At 40.2% G+C, this 15254-nt stretch carries 23 protein-coding genes; 20 read left to right on the forward strand and 3 right to left on the reverse strand.

Annotated features, from left to right (window positions below; translation table 11 throughout):
• Positions 1 to 66 precede the first annotated feature (66 nt).
• From MKX60_RS16540 to MKX60_RS16600, 13 genes are all read left to right on the forward strand, one after another.
• Positions 67 to 741 carry an NAD(P)H-dependent oxidoreductase gene (locus MKX60_RS16540; protein WP_149644076.1) on the forward strand — a complete coding sequence of 225 codons (675 nt, stop codon included), beginning with the start codon at positions 67 to 69 and terminating at the stop codon, positions 739 to 741.
• A gap of 210 nt (positions 742 to 951) precedes the next feature.
• Positions 952 to 1362, forward strand: a complete 411-nt coding sequence (locus MKX60_RS16545; RefSeq protein ID WP_076283039.1) for a CidA/LrgA family holin-like protein — start codon at positions 952 to 954, stop codon at positions 1360 to 1362.
• On the forward strand, positions 1362 to 2048 hold the full coding sequence (locus MKX60_RS16550; RefSeq protein WP_042187114.1) for an LrgB family protein: 687 nt from the start codon (positions 1362 to 1364) through the stop codon (positions 2046 to 2048). The genes MKX60_RS16545 and MKX60_RS16550 overlap by 1 nt, the downstream gene beginning before the upstream one ends.
• A 91-nt stretch (positions 2049 to 2139) precedes the next feature.
• The gene (locus MKX60_RS16555) at positions 2140 to 2319 is read left to right on the forward strand and encodes a hypothetical protein (protein WP_042126589.1); all 180 of its coding nucleotides are present in this window, start codon (positions 2140 to 2142) and stop codon (positions 2317 to 2319) included.
• Positions 2320 to 2495: 176 nt separating this feature from the next.
• Positions 2496 to 2684: a hypothetical protein gene (locus MKX60_RS16560; protein ID WP_076283037.1), complete on the forward strand. Its 189-nt coding sequence runs from the start codon at positions 2496 to 2498 to the stop codon at positions 2682 to 2684.
• Positions 2685 to 2847: 163 nt separating this feature from the next.
• Positions 2848 to 3414: a putative ABC transporter permease gene (locus MKX60_RS16565; RefSeq protein WP_256716217.1), complete on the forward strand. Its 567-nt coding sequence runs from the start codon at positions 2848 to 2850 to the stop codon at positions 3412 to 3414.
• A 145-nt stretch (positions 3415 to 3559) separates the two neighbouring features.
• Entirely contained in the window at positions 3560 to 4024 is a 465-nt protein-coding gene (locus MKX60_RS16570) for a DUF523 domain-containing protein (RefSeq protein ID WP_076298447.1), read from the forward strand.
• Positions 4025 to 4085: 61 nt separating this feature from the next.
• Complete coding sequence (locus tag MKX60_RS16575) at positions 4086 to 4232, forward strand: hypothetical protein (protein WP_156113097.1); 147 nt, start codon at positions 4086 to 4088, stop codon at positions 4230 to 4232.
• A gap of 210 nt (positions 4233 to 4442) precedes the next feature.
• Entirely contained in the window at positions 4443 to 4916 is a 474-nt protein-coding gene (locus MKX60_RS16580) for an NUDIX domain-containing protein (protein ID WP_076298606.1), read from the forward strand.
• An 18-nt stretch (positions 4917 to 4934) separates the two neighbouring features.
• Entirely contained in the window at positions 4935 to 5552 is a 618-nt protein-coding gene (locus tag MKX60_RS16585) for a histidine phosphatase family protein (protein ID WP_076298446.1), read from the forward strand.
• Positions 5527 to 5763 carry a hypothetical protein gene (locus MKX60_RS16590; protein WP_341060441.1) on the forward strand — a complete coding sequence of 79 codons (237 nt, stop codon included), beginning with the start codon at positions 5527 to 5529 and terminating at the stop codon, positions 5761 to 5763. The genes MKX60_RS16585 and MKX60_RS16590 overlap by 26 nt, the downstream gene beginning before the upstream one ends.
• A gap of 9 nt (positions 5764 to 5772) precedes the next feature.
• Positions 5773 to 6183 (forward strand): ribosomal maturation YjgA family protein, encoded by a 411-nt coding sequence (locus MKX60_RS16595; protein WP_341060442.1) that lies wholly within the window; start codon positions 5773 to 5775, stop codon positions 6181 to 6183.
• 24 nt (positions 6184 to 6207) lie between these two features.
• Positions 6208 to 6999 (forward strand): lipid II flippase Amj family protein, encoded by a 792-nt coding sequence (locus tag MKX60_RS16600; RefSeq protein ID WP_042187128.1) that lies wholly within the window; start codon positions 6208 to 6210, stop codon positions 6997 to 6999.
• Between the two features lie 18 nt (positions 7000 to 7017).
• On the opposite strand, the gene MKX60_RS16605 is transcribed toward MKX60_RS16600, so the two are convergent.
• On the reverse strand, positions 7018 to 7794 hold the full coding sequence (locus MKX60_RS16605) for a hypothetical protein (protein WP_076298444.1): 777 nt from the start codon (positions 7792 to 7794) through the stop codon (positions 7018 to 7020).
• A gap of 197 nt (positions 7795 to 7991) precedes the next feature.
• Between MKX60_RS16605 and MKX60_RS16610 the strand changes: the two genes are divergently transcribed.
• On the forward strand, positions 7992 to 8849 hold the full coding sequence (locus MKX60_RS16610; RefSeq protein WP_076298443.1) for an SDR family oxidoreductase: 858 nt from the start codon (positions 7992 to 7994) through the stop codon (positions 8847 to 8849).
• Between the two features lie 368 nt (positions 8850 to 9217).
• On the forward strand, positions 9218 to 9613 hold the full coding sequence (locus MKX60_RS16615) for a DUF4265 domain-containing protein (protein WP_076298441.1): 396 nt from the start codon (positions 9218 to 9220) through the stop codon (positions 9611 to 9613).
• A gap of 140 nt (positions 9614 to 9753) precedes the next feature.
• On the opposite strand, the gene MKX60_RS16620 is transcribed toward MKX60_RS16615, so the two are convergent.
• Positions 9754 to 10692 carry an alpha/beta hydrolase gene (locus MKX60_RS16620; RefSeq protein WP_341061122.1) on the reverse strand — a complete coding sequence of 313 codons (939 nt, stop codon included), beginning with the start codon at positions 10690 to 10692 and terminating at the stop codon, positions 9754 to 9756.
• Between the two features lie 208 nt (positions 10693 to 10900).
• Here MKX60_RS16620 and lepB point away from each other — a divergent pair, with 208 nt between their 5' ends.
• The 3 genes from lepB (at position 10901) to MKX60_RS16635 (ending at position 13687) form a co-directional block, all read left to right on the forward strand.
• Complete coding sequence (lepB, locus tag MKX60_RS16625) at positions 10901 to 11398, forward strand: signal peptidase I (RefSeq protein WP_341060444.1); 498 nt, start codon at positions 10901 to 10903, stop codon at positions 11396 to 11398.
• Positions 11399 to 11524: 126 nt separating this feature from the next.
• Complete coding sequence (locus tag MKX60_RS16630; RefSeq protein ID WP_042187147.1) at positions 11525 to 12562, forward strand: HD-GYP domain-containing protein; 1038 nt, start codon at positions 11525 to 11527, stop codon at positions 12560 to 12562.
• 264 nt (positions 12563 to 12826) lie between these two features.
• Positions 12827 to 13687, forward strand: a complete 861-nt coding sequence (locus tag MKX60_RS16635; protein ID WP_341060446.1) for an alpha/beta fold hydrolase — start codon at positions 12827 to 12829, stop codon at positions 13685 to 13687.
• A gap of 73 nt (positions 13688 to 13760) precedes the next feature.
• Here MKX60_RS16635 and MKX60_RS16640 read toward each other — a convergent pair whose 3' ends face one another.
• Complete coding sequence (locus tag MKX60_RS16640) at positions 13761 to 14078, reverse strand: MazG nucleotide pyrophosphohydrolase domain-containing protein (protein ID WP_042187151.1); 318 nt, start codon at positions 14076 to 14078, stop codon at positions 13761 to 13763.
• A 97-nt stretch (positions 14079 to 14175) separates the two neighbouring features.
• On the opposite strand from MKX60_RS16640, the gene MKX60_RS16645 reads away from it, so the two are divergent.
• Together MKX60_RS16645 and MKX60_RS16650 are read left to right on the forward strand one after the other, a co-directional pair.
• Positions 14176 to 14754 carry an LOG family protein gene (locus MKX60_RS16645; RefSeq protein WP_339247212.1) on the forward strand — a complete coding sequence of 193 codons (579 nt, stop codon included), beginning with the start codon at positions 14176 to 14178 and terminating at the stop codon, positions 14752 to 14754.
• A 103-nt stretch (positions 14755 to 14857) separates the two neighbouring features.
• Positions 14858 to 15241: a hypothetical protein gene (locus tag MKX60_RS16650; protein WP_339802728.1), complete on the forward strand. Its 384-nt coding sequence runs from the start codon at positions 14858 to 14860 to the stop codon at positions 15239 to 15241.
• Positions 15242 to 15254 lie beyond the last annotated feature (13 nt).

Genomic DNA, 15254 nt, shown 5'->3' on the forward strand with positions numbered 1-15254 from the left:
TAAGCATGAGAACGGCAAACAGTCAAATGGGTCGTTGATTCTAAGCAAATAAAAGGAGTGTTAAATATGGATACTTTATCATTAAACAAGAATGAAATCTTGTCTGCTTACCAGTTCAGACATGCAACTAAAGAATTTGATAGTCATAAAAAAATTAGTGAGTCAGACTTTCAGTTTATTCTGGAAACAGGACGTCTGTCACCAAGTTCATTCGGATTCGAGCCTTGGCGTTTTGTCGTAGTACAAAGTCCGGAAATACGTGAGAAATTACGTGCTCATGCCTGGGGAGCACAAAAGCAATTGCCAACCGCAAGTCATTTTGTATTGATTCTCTCACGTCTTCCTAAAGATATGGCTGCTGATTCAGATTATATTAAAGGGATCATGGAGCATGTGCAGGAGCTACCTCCAGAAGTGATGGAAGGTAAAGGTAATATGTTCGATAAGTTCTTGAAGGTTGATTTCGGATTGATGGAGAATGAGCGTGCAATGTTCGAATGGAGCTGCCGGCAGACTTATATAGCTCTTGGTAATATGATGACATCAGCCGCTTTAATCGGAATCGATTCTTGCCCAATGGAAGGTTTCGATAAGGCGAAGATAGAGCAAGTTCTTACCGAAGAGGGGATTATGGATGCCGAACATTTTGGAATCTCCTGCATGGTAGCCTTTGGGTATCGTTTGAATGAACCACGTGGAAAAACAAGACAAAGCGCAGAGCAAGTCGTTCAGTGGGTTTAACTAAGCTGGAATCTCATTTTTGAGCTGCATAACGAAAATAATGAAACCTGCAAAGTCTCCAGTGTCTTGGAGATCATGCAGGTTATTTTTGTTTAATTCTTACAAGATTCGAAAAGTAATTGAAATTTTCATGAAAACTCTGATACTCTTATTGAGGTGACCCATTTTAAGCTTTATCGAGTTAATTTAATAATGAAGGGATCCTGCATCATGAAAATCATTCGCATAATTATCCAAGTGTTCCTGCTTTATTTGTTCTACTTGGCTGGAGACTTCCTGCAAAAGCAGCTGCATCTTCCCGTTTCTGGGAGTATCGTCGGATTACTTTTGCTCTTTGTTTTATTGCTATTCAAGGTTGTACCAGTGAAGTGGATTGAAGATGGTGCAACAACAATATTAGCTTACCTTCCGTTATTTTTTATTCCAGCGACGGCTGGGATCGTGAAGCATATGGATATTTTTAGTGGAAGAGGTTTGCTCTTAATCTTGATTCTTATCGTTAGCAGCGTCCTCACAATTGCAGCAGCAGCACATACGAGTCAATGGCTTTCAACCTTGAAAGGAAAGAGCAAGGCGGGCTGGAGCAGCAAGAGCTTAAGCGAAAAGGGGAAGGAATTATAATGTTTTTTATCGCGACAGGAATTGTCCTGCTTAATGTTGCTATTTATTTGATGATGTCCGTAATTTATAGACGTTTTCGGTTTCCTGTACTGATTCCCGCGTTAACAGCAACAGTCCTTGTTGTAGCAATACTTCTATATTTTCATATTCCGTATGATACATATATGATAGGCGGTCAGTGGATCAATCAGTTACTCGGTCCTGCTGTAGTGGCGCTAGCCTACCCATTGTATAAACAACGTAATGTGTTAGTTGAGAATCTTCCGGCCATCCTGGGGGGAGCGATTGCAGGTCTGTTATTAGGGATGTTTAGTGGTCTGCTTTTGGCGGCTGGTCTAGGATTCTCTAAATTGTATGTTCTGTCCATTTTGCCAAAATCGATCACAACACCTGTGGCGATACAAATCTCAAATGGTTTAGGTGGGGACTCCTCGCTAACCTCCGTATTTGTAATGATTGCCGGATTTACAGGTGCGATTGGCGGTCCTCTCATTATTAAACTGTTTAAGATTCGAAGCGAAGTTGGGATTGGGATCGGGTTAGGAACGGGTTCTCATGCACTTGGAACTGCAAAGGCACTGGAATACGGTGAACAGTCAGTTTCAATGAGCTCCGTAGCGATGACCGTTTGTGCTATTGTCGGTTCATGTATCGGTCCGGTGGTAGCTTGGATCATGTACCCTTAAATTCATTCATCGTAACTATGTTTGCAAAACACTCCATCGGGTAACTATAACTAAGGAACAAATAAAGCAAAGCACCTGAGGAGGATTTCACATGTCAGATTATTCTCAAGATGAAGCGGAAATCCGCAACAAGGAAAATAAAGACGGCGATTCATTAGCTGAAATTAAGAAGATGGAGAATGGTGTGGACATCGAGCCAGAAGCAGACGATTGGGTAGCCAAGCCTGCAGAGTCCTCGCATCCTGATCCGCTTCCTAACGATTTGGACTAAATGATTCGGAAGACAGGCTGTCCTTCATTGGGCAGTCTGTTTTTCTTGAGATGATTTTAGAAATTATTGTATAATGAATTCAGGTACAACCTCATCAGAGAGTTTTCTCCAAATTCTTAGTAGCTTTTCGCATATTTCACAGATCTCAGCCATTCTTGTAGCAGGGAGGAAATGAAATGCGTAGTCGGAATGAGAACAGCCGATATCGGCAAAAACGTGGTGAGGCTCTTGTAGGCAACTTTGAGAAAAAGTATGGTTCAAACTTTGGCGTACGTAGTGAACTTACAACGGATACGTTAAAGAAACAAGACGACGATCAGTCGCTAATATCGGCTCAGAATCACGAAGAACGGCTTAAACCATAAGCGTGGATGGATAGAGAATCCGCTTCACTTTTTATAATTTGTAATGAAGACATAACCTTTGGGTTATGTCTTTTTTGTTGCGCATATCTCCTGAAGGATTAAGGCATAATAGGGCCGGATGGATATTTAAGAAAATAATGACAACTAGGAGCGGTGTATAAACATGATGACTTCTATATTTTCTTCAAGCGGAGATTCTGCGATGGCAGTGGCTGGCCAATATTTCTTTTATTTTATGATCTACTCTTTTTTAGGCTGGATATTGGAAGGTACATATAACTTATATAGTAATGGAAGCTTTCGCAAAGAAGGCTTTCTAAAAGGCCCTTTTAAACCAATGTATGGATTTGCACCACTGCTTCTATTGATTGCCAGAGACTTAACCCTGCCTTTCCCAATTTTCCTCCTGCTTGCGTTAGTCGTTCCTTCAGCTGTTGAATACGTAAGTGGTTGGGTGCTGAAAACTGTGTTTCAAAAGCAATGGTGGGATTATTCAGGGATGTCTTATCAACTGCAAGGGCATATTTGCCTTCGATTCTCCCTATATTGGTGGGCGCTATCGGTAGCTTGTGTATATGGGATTCAGCCGTTTATGGAGCGTTTGTATTCACTAGTCTATAATGTTTGGGGAATTATTTTTCCTTTCGTGGGACTCTATCTTATGGCTGATTTATTGTGGACTTGCTGGAGTCGGTATAGAAGTGAGAAGACCCCCCAATATCAAGATTAATGATGCCTATATGAACATAATAAGCATTCTTTTGTATATGAAGCACAAAGATTTCAGTGACAAGCATTTCGATCTTGCATATCAGTTTTGTGTCGTAAATAATATAGCCATATATTAAATACTAGACGGACTGGTGGAGATAACGATGACAGGGAAGATTCTAGTAAGCGCATGTCTGTTAGGACATAAAGTGCGTTATGATAATGGTGATGTACCGTGTCTCGATGCTCGTTTCTTGAAGTGGTATGAGGAAGGGCGTTTTGTCCACATTTGTCCTGAGGTAGTCGGAGGGTTATCAACGCCTCGTCCTGATGCCCAGCGGCAAGGTGAGCGGGTGGTAACAGGTGCAGGTGTGGATGTTACGGAACCTTTTATGAAAGGTGCTCAAGCAACGCTGAAGCTGGCTACAGAACATCAAGTTATATTAGCGATATTAAAACAGGATAGTCCTTCTTGTGGTAGTCTTTATATTTATGATGGTACTTTTATGGATACGAAGATGTCAGGAGAAGGTACGACTACGGAGTTATTACGGCAGAATGGCTTTAAAGTGTTCGGCGAAGATCAACTAGATGAAGTGGAGAAAGAAATTGCTCGTATGGAGGGGTAAGTCAATCTTAAAGTAATAATTGGAACTCATGTTACATAGTGTGTATAAGGGGAACGAAGCAGTGTCCTTGGGAGAGGAAATGCCGTCCGAAGAGCCATCCTTCATTTGGGATTGGAGGCGGACGCAAATGAGTATTGATCAGCTCATTTCATTGCTTGTTCTTGTCATCATGATCGTACAGCTTGCCGGCTACAAAGGGAAACATTAAGCTCAAAGTCTCACCTCATTGTAACTGCTTCCGGACCTCAGAAAGTATTGAGCCGTTCGGAAGCTTTTTTTGTTCCACGCTAAGCATATTACCGAATCTAAAGGATTCCATCACAGAGATGTCTAATATATACATAATGTGGGTTTTTGGGAAGCCGGAGGAAAATAGGATGATGTTCTACAAAACGGTGTGAGAGGATGGATGAATAGCGTGCCGATGTCTGAGTATTATCAGGAGATCCGAGGAAAAGTCGGTTCAGAGTTATTAATGATGCCTTCCGTAGCTGCAGTAATAAGAAATAAAGAAGATGAAATTCTATTTATTCGAAAACCTGAAGAGTCCTTGTGGGGATTGCCAGCAGGCGCCATCGAGCCAGGGGAACGGCCGGGAAGAACTTTGCGCAGAGAAGTATATGAAGAGACTGGATTAATGGTGCATCCTACTTCCATTCTTGGGGTTTTTGGTGGAGGGAAATATAGATACGAATATAACAATGGAGACCAGGTGGAATATACAGTCATCGTATTTGAGTGTTCTATCATCCGTGGAACGCTGAGAGCAATGGATGGAGAAGTCGAAGAATTTAAGTTCTTTAAAGAGAGTGAGCTGCCCGAGATGGCCATTCCCTATCCAGTGGAGATTTTCAAGAAAGAGCGCGAAGTGGCAAAAACGATATTTGAATGAGCTGGAGAGGAGTAACTCATGAAGACTTTTATTTATATGATTAGGCACGCGGTATCACCTTTTGTGCTTGGAGATGAGAGGGAACGAGGATTATCTGATAAAGGGCATGAGGACGCTTATAGAATTAAAGAAATATTGGCAGAGGAAGAGATCACACATTTTGTCTCCAGTCCTTATAGACGAGCCATCGATACAATTAAGTATTTGGCTGAAGCTTCAGATCAAGAAATTAAGCTGTATGAGGAACTTAGAGAAAGAGCCATCGCAAGTGTGGAAATTGAGATCAGTGAACAAGAATTTCTTCAAGGTATCCGGGCATCATTCACAGACTTACAATATAAAATGCCAAATGGTGAGAGTACTCAGGAAGCGCAAGAGCGTGCGATCCCCATCATGAAGCAATTGATCCAGCAAAATAAAGGCAGCAAAATTGCACTAGGTACCCACGGGAATATCATGACCATTATCCTGAATTACTTCAATAAAAAGTATGGTTATGAGTTCTTTGAACAGACTTCGAAACCAGATATTTATAGGCTGGAATTTGACGAATTAGAGCTCACTAGTGTGGAACGAATGTGGAACCCCGAAGTACTTAGGGTTTGTTTGGATGACAAAAAAATATTTGATCGGTAAAAAATCCATGTATTTCACTACGATCCTGTGGTTTCCCTATTTGGTTCTGTTTATTAATTTATTCGCAGCATGGTTCCCAATTACAGAAGCTGCGGATAGACCAGTCCCGGTAACGGGGTTAATCATAATAGGGGCCATGATTATTTATCCGTTTTATATCGTGATGATTAATATTATATCAAGCATAAATTTCAAGTCAGACGCAGGATAGAGGATGGAAATGAGAGTCAATGCTTTAAAAGAAAGAGTTATTTATGGATGCATCTGCTTAATTGTTATTGTACTGGGGTTATGCTCTAGAGCATTCTCGGAACAGCTACCTTTGTTTGTAACGAGACATTTTGGAGACGCGCTTTGGGGCAGCATGGTTTACTTTATATTTCGTGTACTGCTAGTGAACCGGAAGCTGTGGATCGCTTTTATGTGGAGCCTGATGTTTAGCTTCGGCATAGAATTTAGCCAACTGTATCAAGCAGAGTGGATCAACAGCATCCGTGCTACCGTACTCGGTGGGTTGATTCTCGGAAAGGGATTCCTATGGATTGACCTTGTTCGATATACCGTTGGAATTACGCTTTCTTACGGACTGGATCAATACTTTCGCCCAAAACTGCACCGAATAGATAAATAGCTTTTAATGGAGATGAACCTAAAAATGGTAAATAGCTTGATTGTAGTATGCTTGCTTACAATGATTATTCATACAGCAGAAACCTTATCTTATTCGGTAAGATACGCCGGGGTGAAGCTGAACAAGATAGCTATTGCTTTGTCTCTGACAGGCATTATTGTTCTCGTGTCAAGAACTGCAAACATGATTCAAGCTCCACTGACGGCTAAATTCGTAGATTATGCCAAAATACATTCTGATTTCCCGCTTCTTAATTACTTGAGAATTATATTGTTAGCTTCTTCATTAGGGACATTAATTGCCATTGCTATTTTCCCTACTTTTGTAGGCTTGTTTGGGAGAATCATCTCAAAGCTTGAAATCGAAGGTTCTATTCCCAAGCTGCTTACGAGCGTAACGATCGGGCAGTTAAAAAATACTAGAAAATACATAAGAAAACCAAAAGTGAATCTATATAACTTCAGATACCTGGGGATTCCTAAACGTTTTATTGTTATGAATGTTTTTGTTACAGCCTTTTACACCGTAGGGGTCATATCATCTTTGTATGCTGCTCATCTGATGCCTCAATATAGCACGACTGCTTCACAAGCCTCAGGATTGATTAACGGAATGGCGACTATACTGTTGACCATATTTATCGACCCACAGCTTGGTCTTATTACCCATAAAGCCACTGAAAATGTAGAATACCGTGATCAGCTAGGAAAAATATATGTGGTATTGATGGGTTCACGATTTATAGGTACTATATTTGCTCAGCTCCTAATTGTGCCCGCAGCCCAACTAATTAGTATGTTAGTGAAGCTGATATGAGCTGGTGGGAGCGAATCATTATGGAAGCTTAGACTCTGCAGATCGTAGAGCTAGGGAGATCTTCTGCTCCCAGCTGTAAATATTCTGATGCATGTCATGAATTCGTTTCATTTGCTCATAGGATATTCTCATTTCTGATACTGCCTTAATTGCATCCCCTTGTTTTACAGCCGATTTATATTGTTTATCTGCTTCTGAACGAACTTTCTGTGCTACAGCGATATTCTTGTTCTCGGCGGTGATTTGCTTCTTCAGTGCTGTGATTGGTGCCAGAGCATCTTTGATAGGCTTGATCTTGGCAGCTGTTTGCTTGCGGGCAGTTGCCAAAGCGTCTGTCTTGGCCTTAATTTCAGTTCGAGCGAGTGTTACCGCAGCTTTTAGCTTATTGCGTCTTAGATCCAGGAGAGTGGCTGTCTTAAAGTCCTTAGCTTTCTTGGCTGCGGTAGACTGCTTACTGAGTGTGCTGTATTGGTCCAGTAGAGGAGCATGTTTCTTCTGAGCCGACATTGCTTCAGATGATAAACGACTCAGCAGAACCTTATCTGTTGACTCTATGACAGAGTGAATAGATTTCAGTGTTTCATTGTTCTGCTTACGTAGCATTTGAATTTTTGAGCTATCGGACTTGAGGGCTACTTGAAGCGAGGTATAATTACCATGGAGACCGTTAATGTCATCTAAGGCTGAATCCCAGTCTGTACCTGCAGAAGCTAATGTAAGGTTGATGTTGAGGAGAGCTACTACTAGGATTAATTGGACAAACCTCTTTAAATAACTAAAATTGTGAATAAACATTCATTTCAGCTCCTTAATTAGTCTATGTGCGCAAAAAAAGCACCTCCAAGATAGGCATGAATGCCTATCTTGCGAGGTGCTTCTCCCGCAGAAATATAAATGATACACTTACTATAACTTGAAATTAATGGATAGTCAATCCGAAAAAGAACATTTGTTTGCTTTTTTGAAATAATGAAACATAAGGAGAGTCAAAGATGAATTCACATCTAGATCGAATGCATGATCGAGTGGCCTTAATAACCGGAACCTCTAGTGGATTTGGACTGCTCACAGCCCTTAAACTAGCAGGACAGGGATTCAAAGTTGTAGCAACCATGCGCGATTTGAGTCGTAAAGGCGAGCTTGAACAGCAGGCAGAGCATGCAGGACTCTTGAAGCAGCTTCATTTTATGACCATGGATGTTACCGATAGTGATTCTATACAGGCGACTATAACCTCAGTACACGAAACATTCGGAAGAATTGATGTTTTGGTAAATAATGCAGGCTTTGCTATAGGCGGCTTCATAGAAGAGATATCCATGGAAGAATGGCGTCAGCAAATGGAGACGAATTTTTTCGGATTAGTCGCGGTGACAAAAGCTGTGCTGCCAGTTATGCGAGAACAGAAAAGTGGTACGATTATTAACGTGGGGAGTATAAGCGGGTTGTCCGGGTTTCCAGGGTACGCTCCATATGCAGCTTCCAAATTTGCAGTAGAAGGATTCAGTGAAAGTCTGCGTCATGAAATGTCTCCTTATGGAATACGTGTAGTATTAATTGAACCTGGCTCCTTCCGTACTTCGATTTGGGGAAAAGGAATGGCACAAATTCGTCAAGTCGAGGATTCTCCTTATAGAGACCGTCTGGACGCTGTGCTACGATATTCCAAGCATACCGCTGAAACTGCACCTGATCCAAAGCAAGTGGCAGATCTCATCGGTCGTATTACTGAAATGAAGTCACCGAGGCTTCGGTATCCTATCGGCAAAGGCACCCAGATCTTGATTTTAGGCAAAACGCTGCTCCCGTGGAAATGGCTGGAGAGAATTATTGCGAAAGAATTGAGGTGATGGAATGGAGCAATCCATAAACTTAACAATCATTAAACTCATTGGATATGTATCCAGTTTGATGACCGTTTTTTTATGGTTTATATTTATATTCATTAATCCGTATTCTGAGGTTACGAATCAATCCAGTATTATAATAAGTATGGTAATGTTGGTGTTGCCTGCCGGATTACTTGCGATAGGTGTCTCTTTAAACAGAAGCCTTCTCATGCTTCTCGCCTTTATTTGGAGTTTTCCATACAGTTTATATATGTTATTAACGCCGGGAATCTTCAGGTTGTTCGGGATTACAAGCTTAATGTATTTATTGTGTTTTGTGTTATTTAGAATCATCAAGATCAGATTTTGAATAGAATTGAGGTGTGCTGATGCTAGATTCGTCAGGACTACATATTTGCTTCGATCCAGCAGGCCGTGAAATTGAAATCCTTGATGTTACTCCAGTCGGTAAAGATAAATACCGCATCGAAGAGACGCCGATCTTTAATCCAAGTGTTACAATGGGTGATATTATACGGGTGAAAGAAGAGCTAGGGATCTATTACTATCAGGAAACTGTACAGAAATCTCATTTCAAAAGGTACGCTTGGCTCCTCAGTAAAGAGGCTGTTGATTCAGCAGCCATTTCTGCTTTTAAACAACGGATCACAGAGAATGATGGGAAATGTGAACAGATCTTTGGCGGTTTGTTGGTTATTCATATTCCTAAGAATACTATGATGGACGTAGATGGGGAAATGAATCGCATTATTGAGCGGTTTTAGAAGTGTGGGTACGTAAATATTAACGAGTATGAATAAGAAAAAAAATGCTGCGGCATGAAATGCAAGGAAGCTTGCACATGATGCAGCAGCATGGAGAATAGGTGAAACGGTTTAGACAATCTGAGCGATACAATCTATACTTATTTTATTTCTTTCATAAATGTCTTAAAATTTTCGGCGATTTCTTTTGATTTGGTATGGTGCAGATAATGTCCTGCATCAAGTTTTACCAATTTTCCTTGTACGGAATTTTTGACTTGCTCTTCATGCAATGATATCCAATCTTTTAAGAGAGTATCATCCCCTTGAACAAAGAGCAAAAGGGGGAGATCCTTTGGAAAAGTTGAATTTAGAGCCCCTTTATAATTAGAAGACATATGTTCCACTTCATTTAAGTTAGTGTAATTATAAGTGTTTCTAAGCGTAAGCAATCTCAATTGTTCTTTAGTTTCATCATCAAACGGCAATTCAGCATAGGGATTTCCACTTGATTTAAATAACAATCTGCCCAAGCCTGATTTTCTAAGTAGTTTTAATTTTCCTGTTGGTATTTTAACACCTATTCTGTCTTCCGTTGCAATACTATTATCAATCCCGACAAATGCACTCACTTCGTTTGGATATTTGTTCACATAATTCAAACTGTACATACCGGAAATAGAGTGAGCCATTAGAATATAACGGTCAATATTAAGCTGCTTTACAGCTTCATGAATTTCACTCACAATATTTTCCGTGGTTCGCTCTTTTTCAGTTCTATCACTTAATCCATAACCGAAAGGCTCAATCACGACAACTTTGTAAAATGGAGATAGTTCATCTATTAACAGCTTAAAATCAAGTCCCGGTGCCACCGTCCCATAACCAGGTAAGAGCACGACTGTCTCTTCACCCTTTCCTTGAATCAAAACGTTCATATTTTTACCATCGACGCTTACAGACTGACCATAGGGTTTTATTTTAGCTTGGTCCGATTTATTGAGGAAAATATTAGCGACAAAAACAGTCACTAGAAAAAGTACTATTGCAGTTGCTAAAGCCCCTATGGAAATAAGTATAATTTTAAGCGGTTTATTCATCCTTTTTTTTATAACCTCTTCTTCTGGTTTCACTCGTATCTTCTCCTGTTCTAATCGCTTTATTTTAGTTACCTTAACGAATTGCTAAAGGAAGCTTACCCGATGAAGATGAACTATACATGACGACAATATGAACTGAATATGAACGAGCGAAAAAAGCTTCTGCACCGATCAAAGAGTTTATAAAATGAATATGAGGTGAGCAATTATGTTGAAATTTATCAAACAATATTTGCCTAGTGTTGCTATCGCAGTGGTCCTATCTTTGTTTGTAAGAACTTATGTTGCTGAAGCCATGAGGGTTCCTACTGGCTCTATGATTCCTACAATTGAAATTAATGACCGTCTAATCGTTGAAAAAATGTTATGGATGACGACACTCGATCATGGAGATATCGTCGTGTTTACGCCTCCGGTAGCAGGTGATGAGAATAAAAGATATGTAAAGCGGTTGATAGGGTTGCCAGGTGATACCATTGAAATTAAAGACGGAGCCCTTTACAGAAATGGAACGGAGATCAATGAACCCTATCTTAATGAGCGGATGGACTATACTTTTGGACCCGTTACGGTTCCGTCGGACCATTACTTTTTTCTCGGAGATAACCGGAATATAAGCTACGATGCTCATCTCTGGGCTACTCCTTTTGTAGCGAAGGATCAGTTGATTGGAAAAGTGATAGCGGACTTTAGTATTCCTTTTTAGGTGATGTTGCGGGGGTCTTTTGAACTAATTGAGAGTGTTAATGAGACTTTAACCATATTGTGACTTTGGAATAATTTAGCTATCCTTAAGGTAAAATATACCTATTGATAGGAAGGGTGCAGAATTTTGAAAGCTCATGTCACGGATCTCAAACATGGCGATTGTCTTATGTTGGACACTTTTAATAGTGTTGGTTTACACGTGCTCCCAAAAGGGACAATTGTTTACCAAGAAGAAATCACCCTCCTGATGAGACATCGTATCGATTATGTCGATATTGAACCTCGCAGCATTGCGATGGATAATGAGGGAACGAATCTGGAGCAAAGCTTAAATGGAAACTTTGATCTAGCAATCCAAAACTATGAATCTATTTTTCTAGAAGCACTCAGCAAGGGCAGTTTCACGCAGTCAGATGTTGATCTTACGTTGCAGCCCTTGCTGGAAAAAATGGATGAACATAAGGATGTAGTTTCCTTATTGCTGTTGCTTGAACGAGAAGACGTTGGTACATACAATCATTCATTACAGGTGGGACTGCTATCATTTTACATAGCGACTTGGTTAGGTTATACCAAAGAAGAACGCTACGAGATTAGCCGGGCAGGGTATTTACACGACATAGGAAAAAGTCAGATCGACCCATCTATCTTAAATAAGACGGGGATCTTAACCCCTGAGGAAACTGAAGAACTAAAGCGTCACACTTCGTATGGATACGATATTATTCTTAAATCTATGAATGACGAGAAGACCGCTCTGGTGGCGCTTCAGCATCATGAATTCGAGGATGGGACTGGTTATCCTAATATGCTTCGTAAGGCGGACCTGCACCCGTATACACTGATTGTGGCTGTTGCTAATGCCTATGTTGGGATGACCTCTGCAAGAGTGAATCAACCCAAACAAGGGCTGATTACCGTTCTGCGCAAGGTGCATGAGCTGGGCTTTGGCAAGCTGAATGGAAATGCGGTACAAGCTTTGATTGGACATTTACTGCCGAACTTCGTAGGTAAAAGTGTTCAGCTTAGCAACGGAGAGCAAGGTACGATTATTATGAACAACCCTTTGGATATTTTTAAACCGTTAGTGAAAGTAGATGAAACTACGTTTAGGGATTTATCCAAGGAGCGAAATTTGACCGTTGAGGAAGTATTTATTTAACGAATAGTTTTATCTGGATAAATGGAAAGGCTATCTCCTGATTCAAAATCAGAGGATAGTCTTTTTATGTTATAATCGAAATTGGGTTAACAACCCTTTAATATGAAGTAGGAGAGTGCTTATCGTGATTATCAAGTTCATTCGTTTGCGTTAATTCGAGGTGCAATTCAATGACACCAACATCCATTTATTTCAAAATGTGACGGGTCTTATTTAAGTGTGCATTCTTTGATTACCAAATTCGAATGAAATGAGGAATAAACAATGAGCGAAAAGATATTTAAAGTAAACGGAATTGATATATGTTCGGATAGTTTTGGAGACCCTAGCAATCCTGCAATATTACTAATTATGGGTGCCACTTGTTCAATGGTTTATTGGGATGAGGAGTTTTGTCAACGATTAGCAGATACAGGACGATATGTTATAAGGTATGATAACCGGGATGTGGGACGTTCTGTTGTATATGAGCCTGGGAGTTCTAATTATACGGTAATTGATATGGCCGATGATGCTGCTGGGTTACTTGACGCTTATAATATAGAACAGGCAAATATCGTTGGGATGTCCTTAGGTGGAATGATTGCACAAGTCCTTGCTATACGTCATCCCCAAAAGGTTCTAACCTTAACATTGGTCGCATCTAGCATTTTTGAATCTGATGATAATGACCGGAACTTACCTCCAATGGATGAGAGGATCCTCGCTTTTCATGCAAATGGAGCTAGTCTGGATTGGTCAGATGAAAAAGCGGTCGCAGATTACTTGGTTTCCGGTTCCAGCATACTCTGTGGATCAAAACATAAATTCGATGAGAAAAGAGCGTATAAACAAGTTAGGATGGAAATAAAACGTGCAAACAACTTGCTCAGCATGTTTAATCATTCGCTTCTTACAGGAGTGGATGACTACGAGGGGAAGGCGAAAAATATCATAGTTTCTACCTTAGTTATCCACGGTACAGAAGATAGCGTACTTCCCTTGGAGCATGGTCTGGCGCTTGCCGATGAAATTCCTAATGCGTCGCTACTAACCCTAGAAGGAACGGGTCACGAAGTTCACCCAGATGATTGGGAAACAATAATTAATGCTATTTCGAATCATACATTAGGCAGTAATAGTTAACGAGGCTTAAATAGTTAGATAAAGAAGGGTTACAATACGGTGATGCCGATTGTAGCCCTTTTTCTACTTCTCCTTAGGAATTAAAGCGTTTAACTAATTTTTCCTTATGTGCAGTAAATGCCTCTTCTAAAGTGATACCATACAAATCGGCTAACAAGGCTATATTGCCTAGCACATCACCAATTTCCTCAATCAAGTCTTGTTTCAGTTGCTCTGGTGGAGGGGTAGATTCATCTGGGCGATCTCTTCCGATTTCATAGGATCGTACTGCCCGTGCAACCTCACCTGTCTCTTCCATAAGAAATCCAACCCGTATAAAAGGACCATAATCGGTCCAGCCTCTTTGTCCATAATAACTTTTAATCCATTTCTGCACTTCATTGATCTCCATATTATGTAGCTCTCCTTAATCTTTTATATGATTTATTCTCCAACATATAGTATATTAGATGTCGGATATTATCAATATATAGTTTGGAGATGAGGATTTGAAATCAATTTGTGTTTTTGCAGGATCGAATTTAGGGGTGCATGAGGAATATAAAGTCAAAGCTGTTGAACTTGGAAACTACATGGCTATGAACGATTATCGCTTAATTTACGGGGGGTCAAAAATTGGATTAATGGGTGAAGTCGCCAATGCTGTTTTGAACGGTGGAGGTGAGGTGATCGGAGTTATGCCTAGGGGATTGTTTAATGGAGAGATGGTACATAGAGAATTAACGCAGCTGATAGAAGTGGACGATATGCATGGACGTAAAGCAAAAATGGGAGAATTGGCGGATGGGTTTATTGCTTTACCCGGCGGTTTTGGAACGTATGAAGAGCTGTTTGAGGTTTTGTGCTGGTCACAAATCGGTATACATAAGAAACCGGTAGGGGTTTTAAATATCAGGAATTATTTTGATCCTCTGATGAATCTAATTCAACATAGCATTAACGAGGGATTTTCTAACGCTTCGCATCTTAGCTTGTTAAATATAGATCAAGAACCCTTGGAACTATTAAAAAAATTAGAAAGCTATGTCCCTCAAACGTTGGAGCAAAAGTGGAAACAGCTTAACTAAAGAACAGTTACTGTAACAGATGAAAGGGCTGCCGAGAGGGAGCTCTTTTTCTGCTAATCATTGGTTGTGGTAGAATATGGGTATGCTTCAAGGAGGTGTGCGAATGAACGTAAAAAAGAATGTACTATTCATTTTATGTTTAGTTGTAATTGTAGCTATTATTGGATGGATCACTATAGAAGTTGGGCATTCCAAATGGAATTTTGAACGTCAGTTAAATGCGGAACTACAGGGACTCCAAACCATAAATCAAGTAAATTATAATTCCGATGCTGATGCAGTGAAAGAAATAAGCCTAATGAAGCATCCTTTGAACATAAAGGTCCTTTCTACAACTCCTGAAGTAGCACCAAGACCTGATTATTTTCGCGATGTAATGGTTGAAATTAATGATAAGCCTTTTAAAGTACGAATGGCTTGTTATACTAAACCCTTGTCTAATACCCCATTTGAAATATGGGATTTGAATCAAATTAACTTTGAATAACCTCACATTCGCT

Source organism: Paenibacillus sp. FSL R5-0914 (assembly GCF_038004525.1).
GTDB lineage: Bacteria > Bacillota > Bacilli > Paenibacillales > Paenibacillaceae > Paenibacillus_AQ.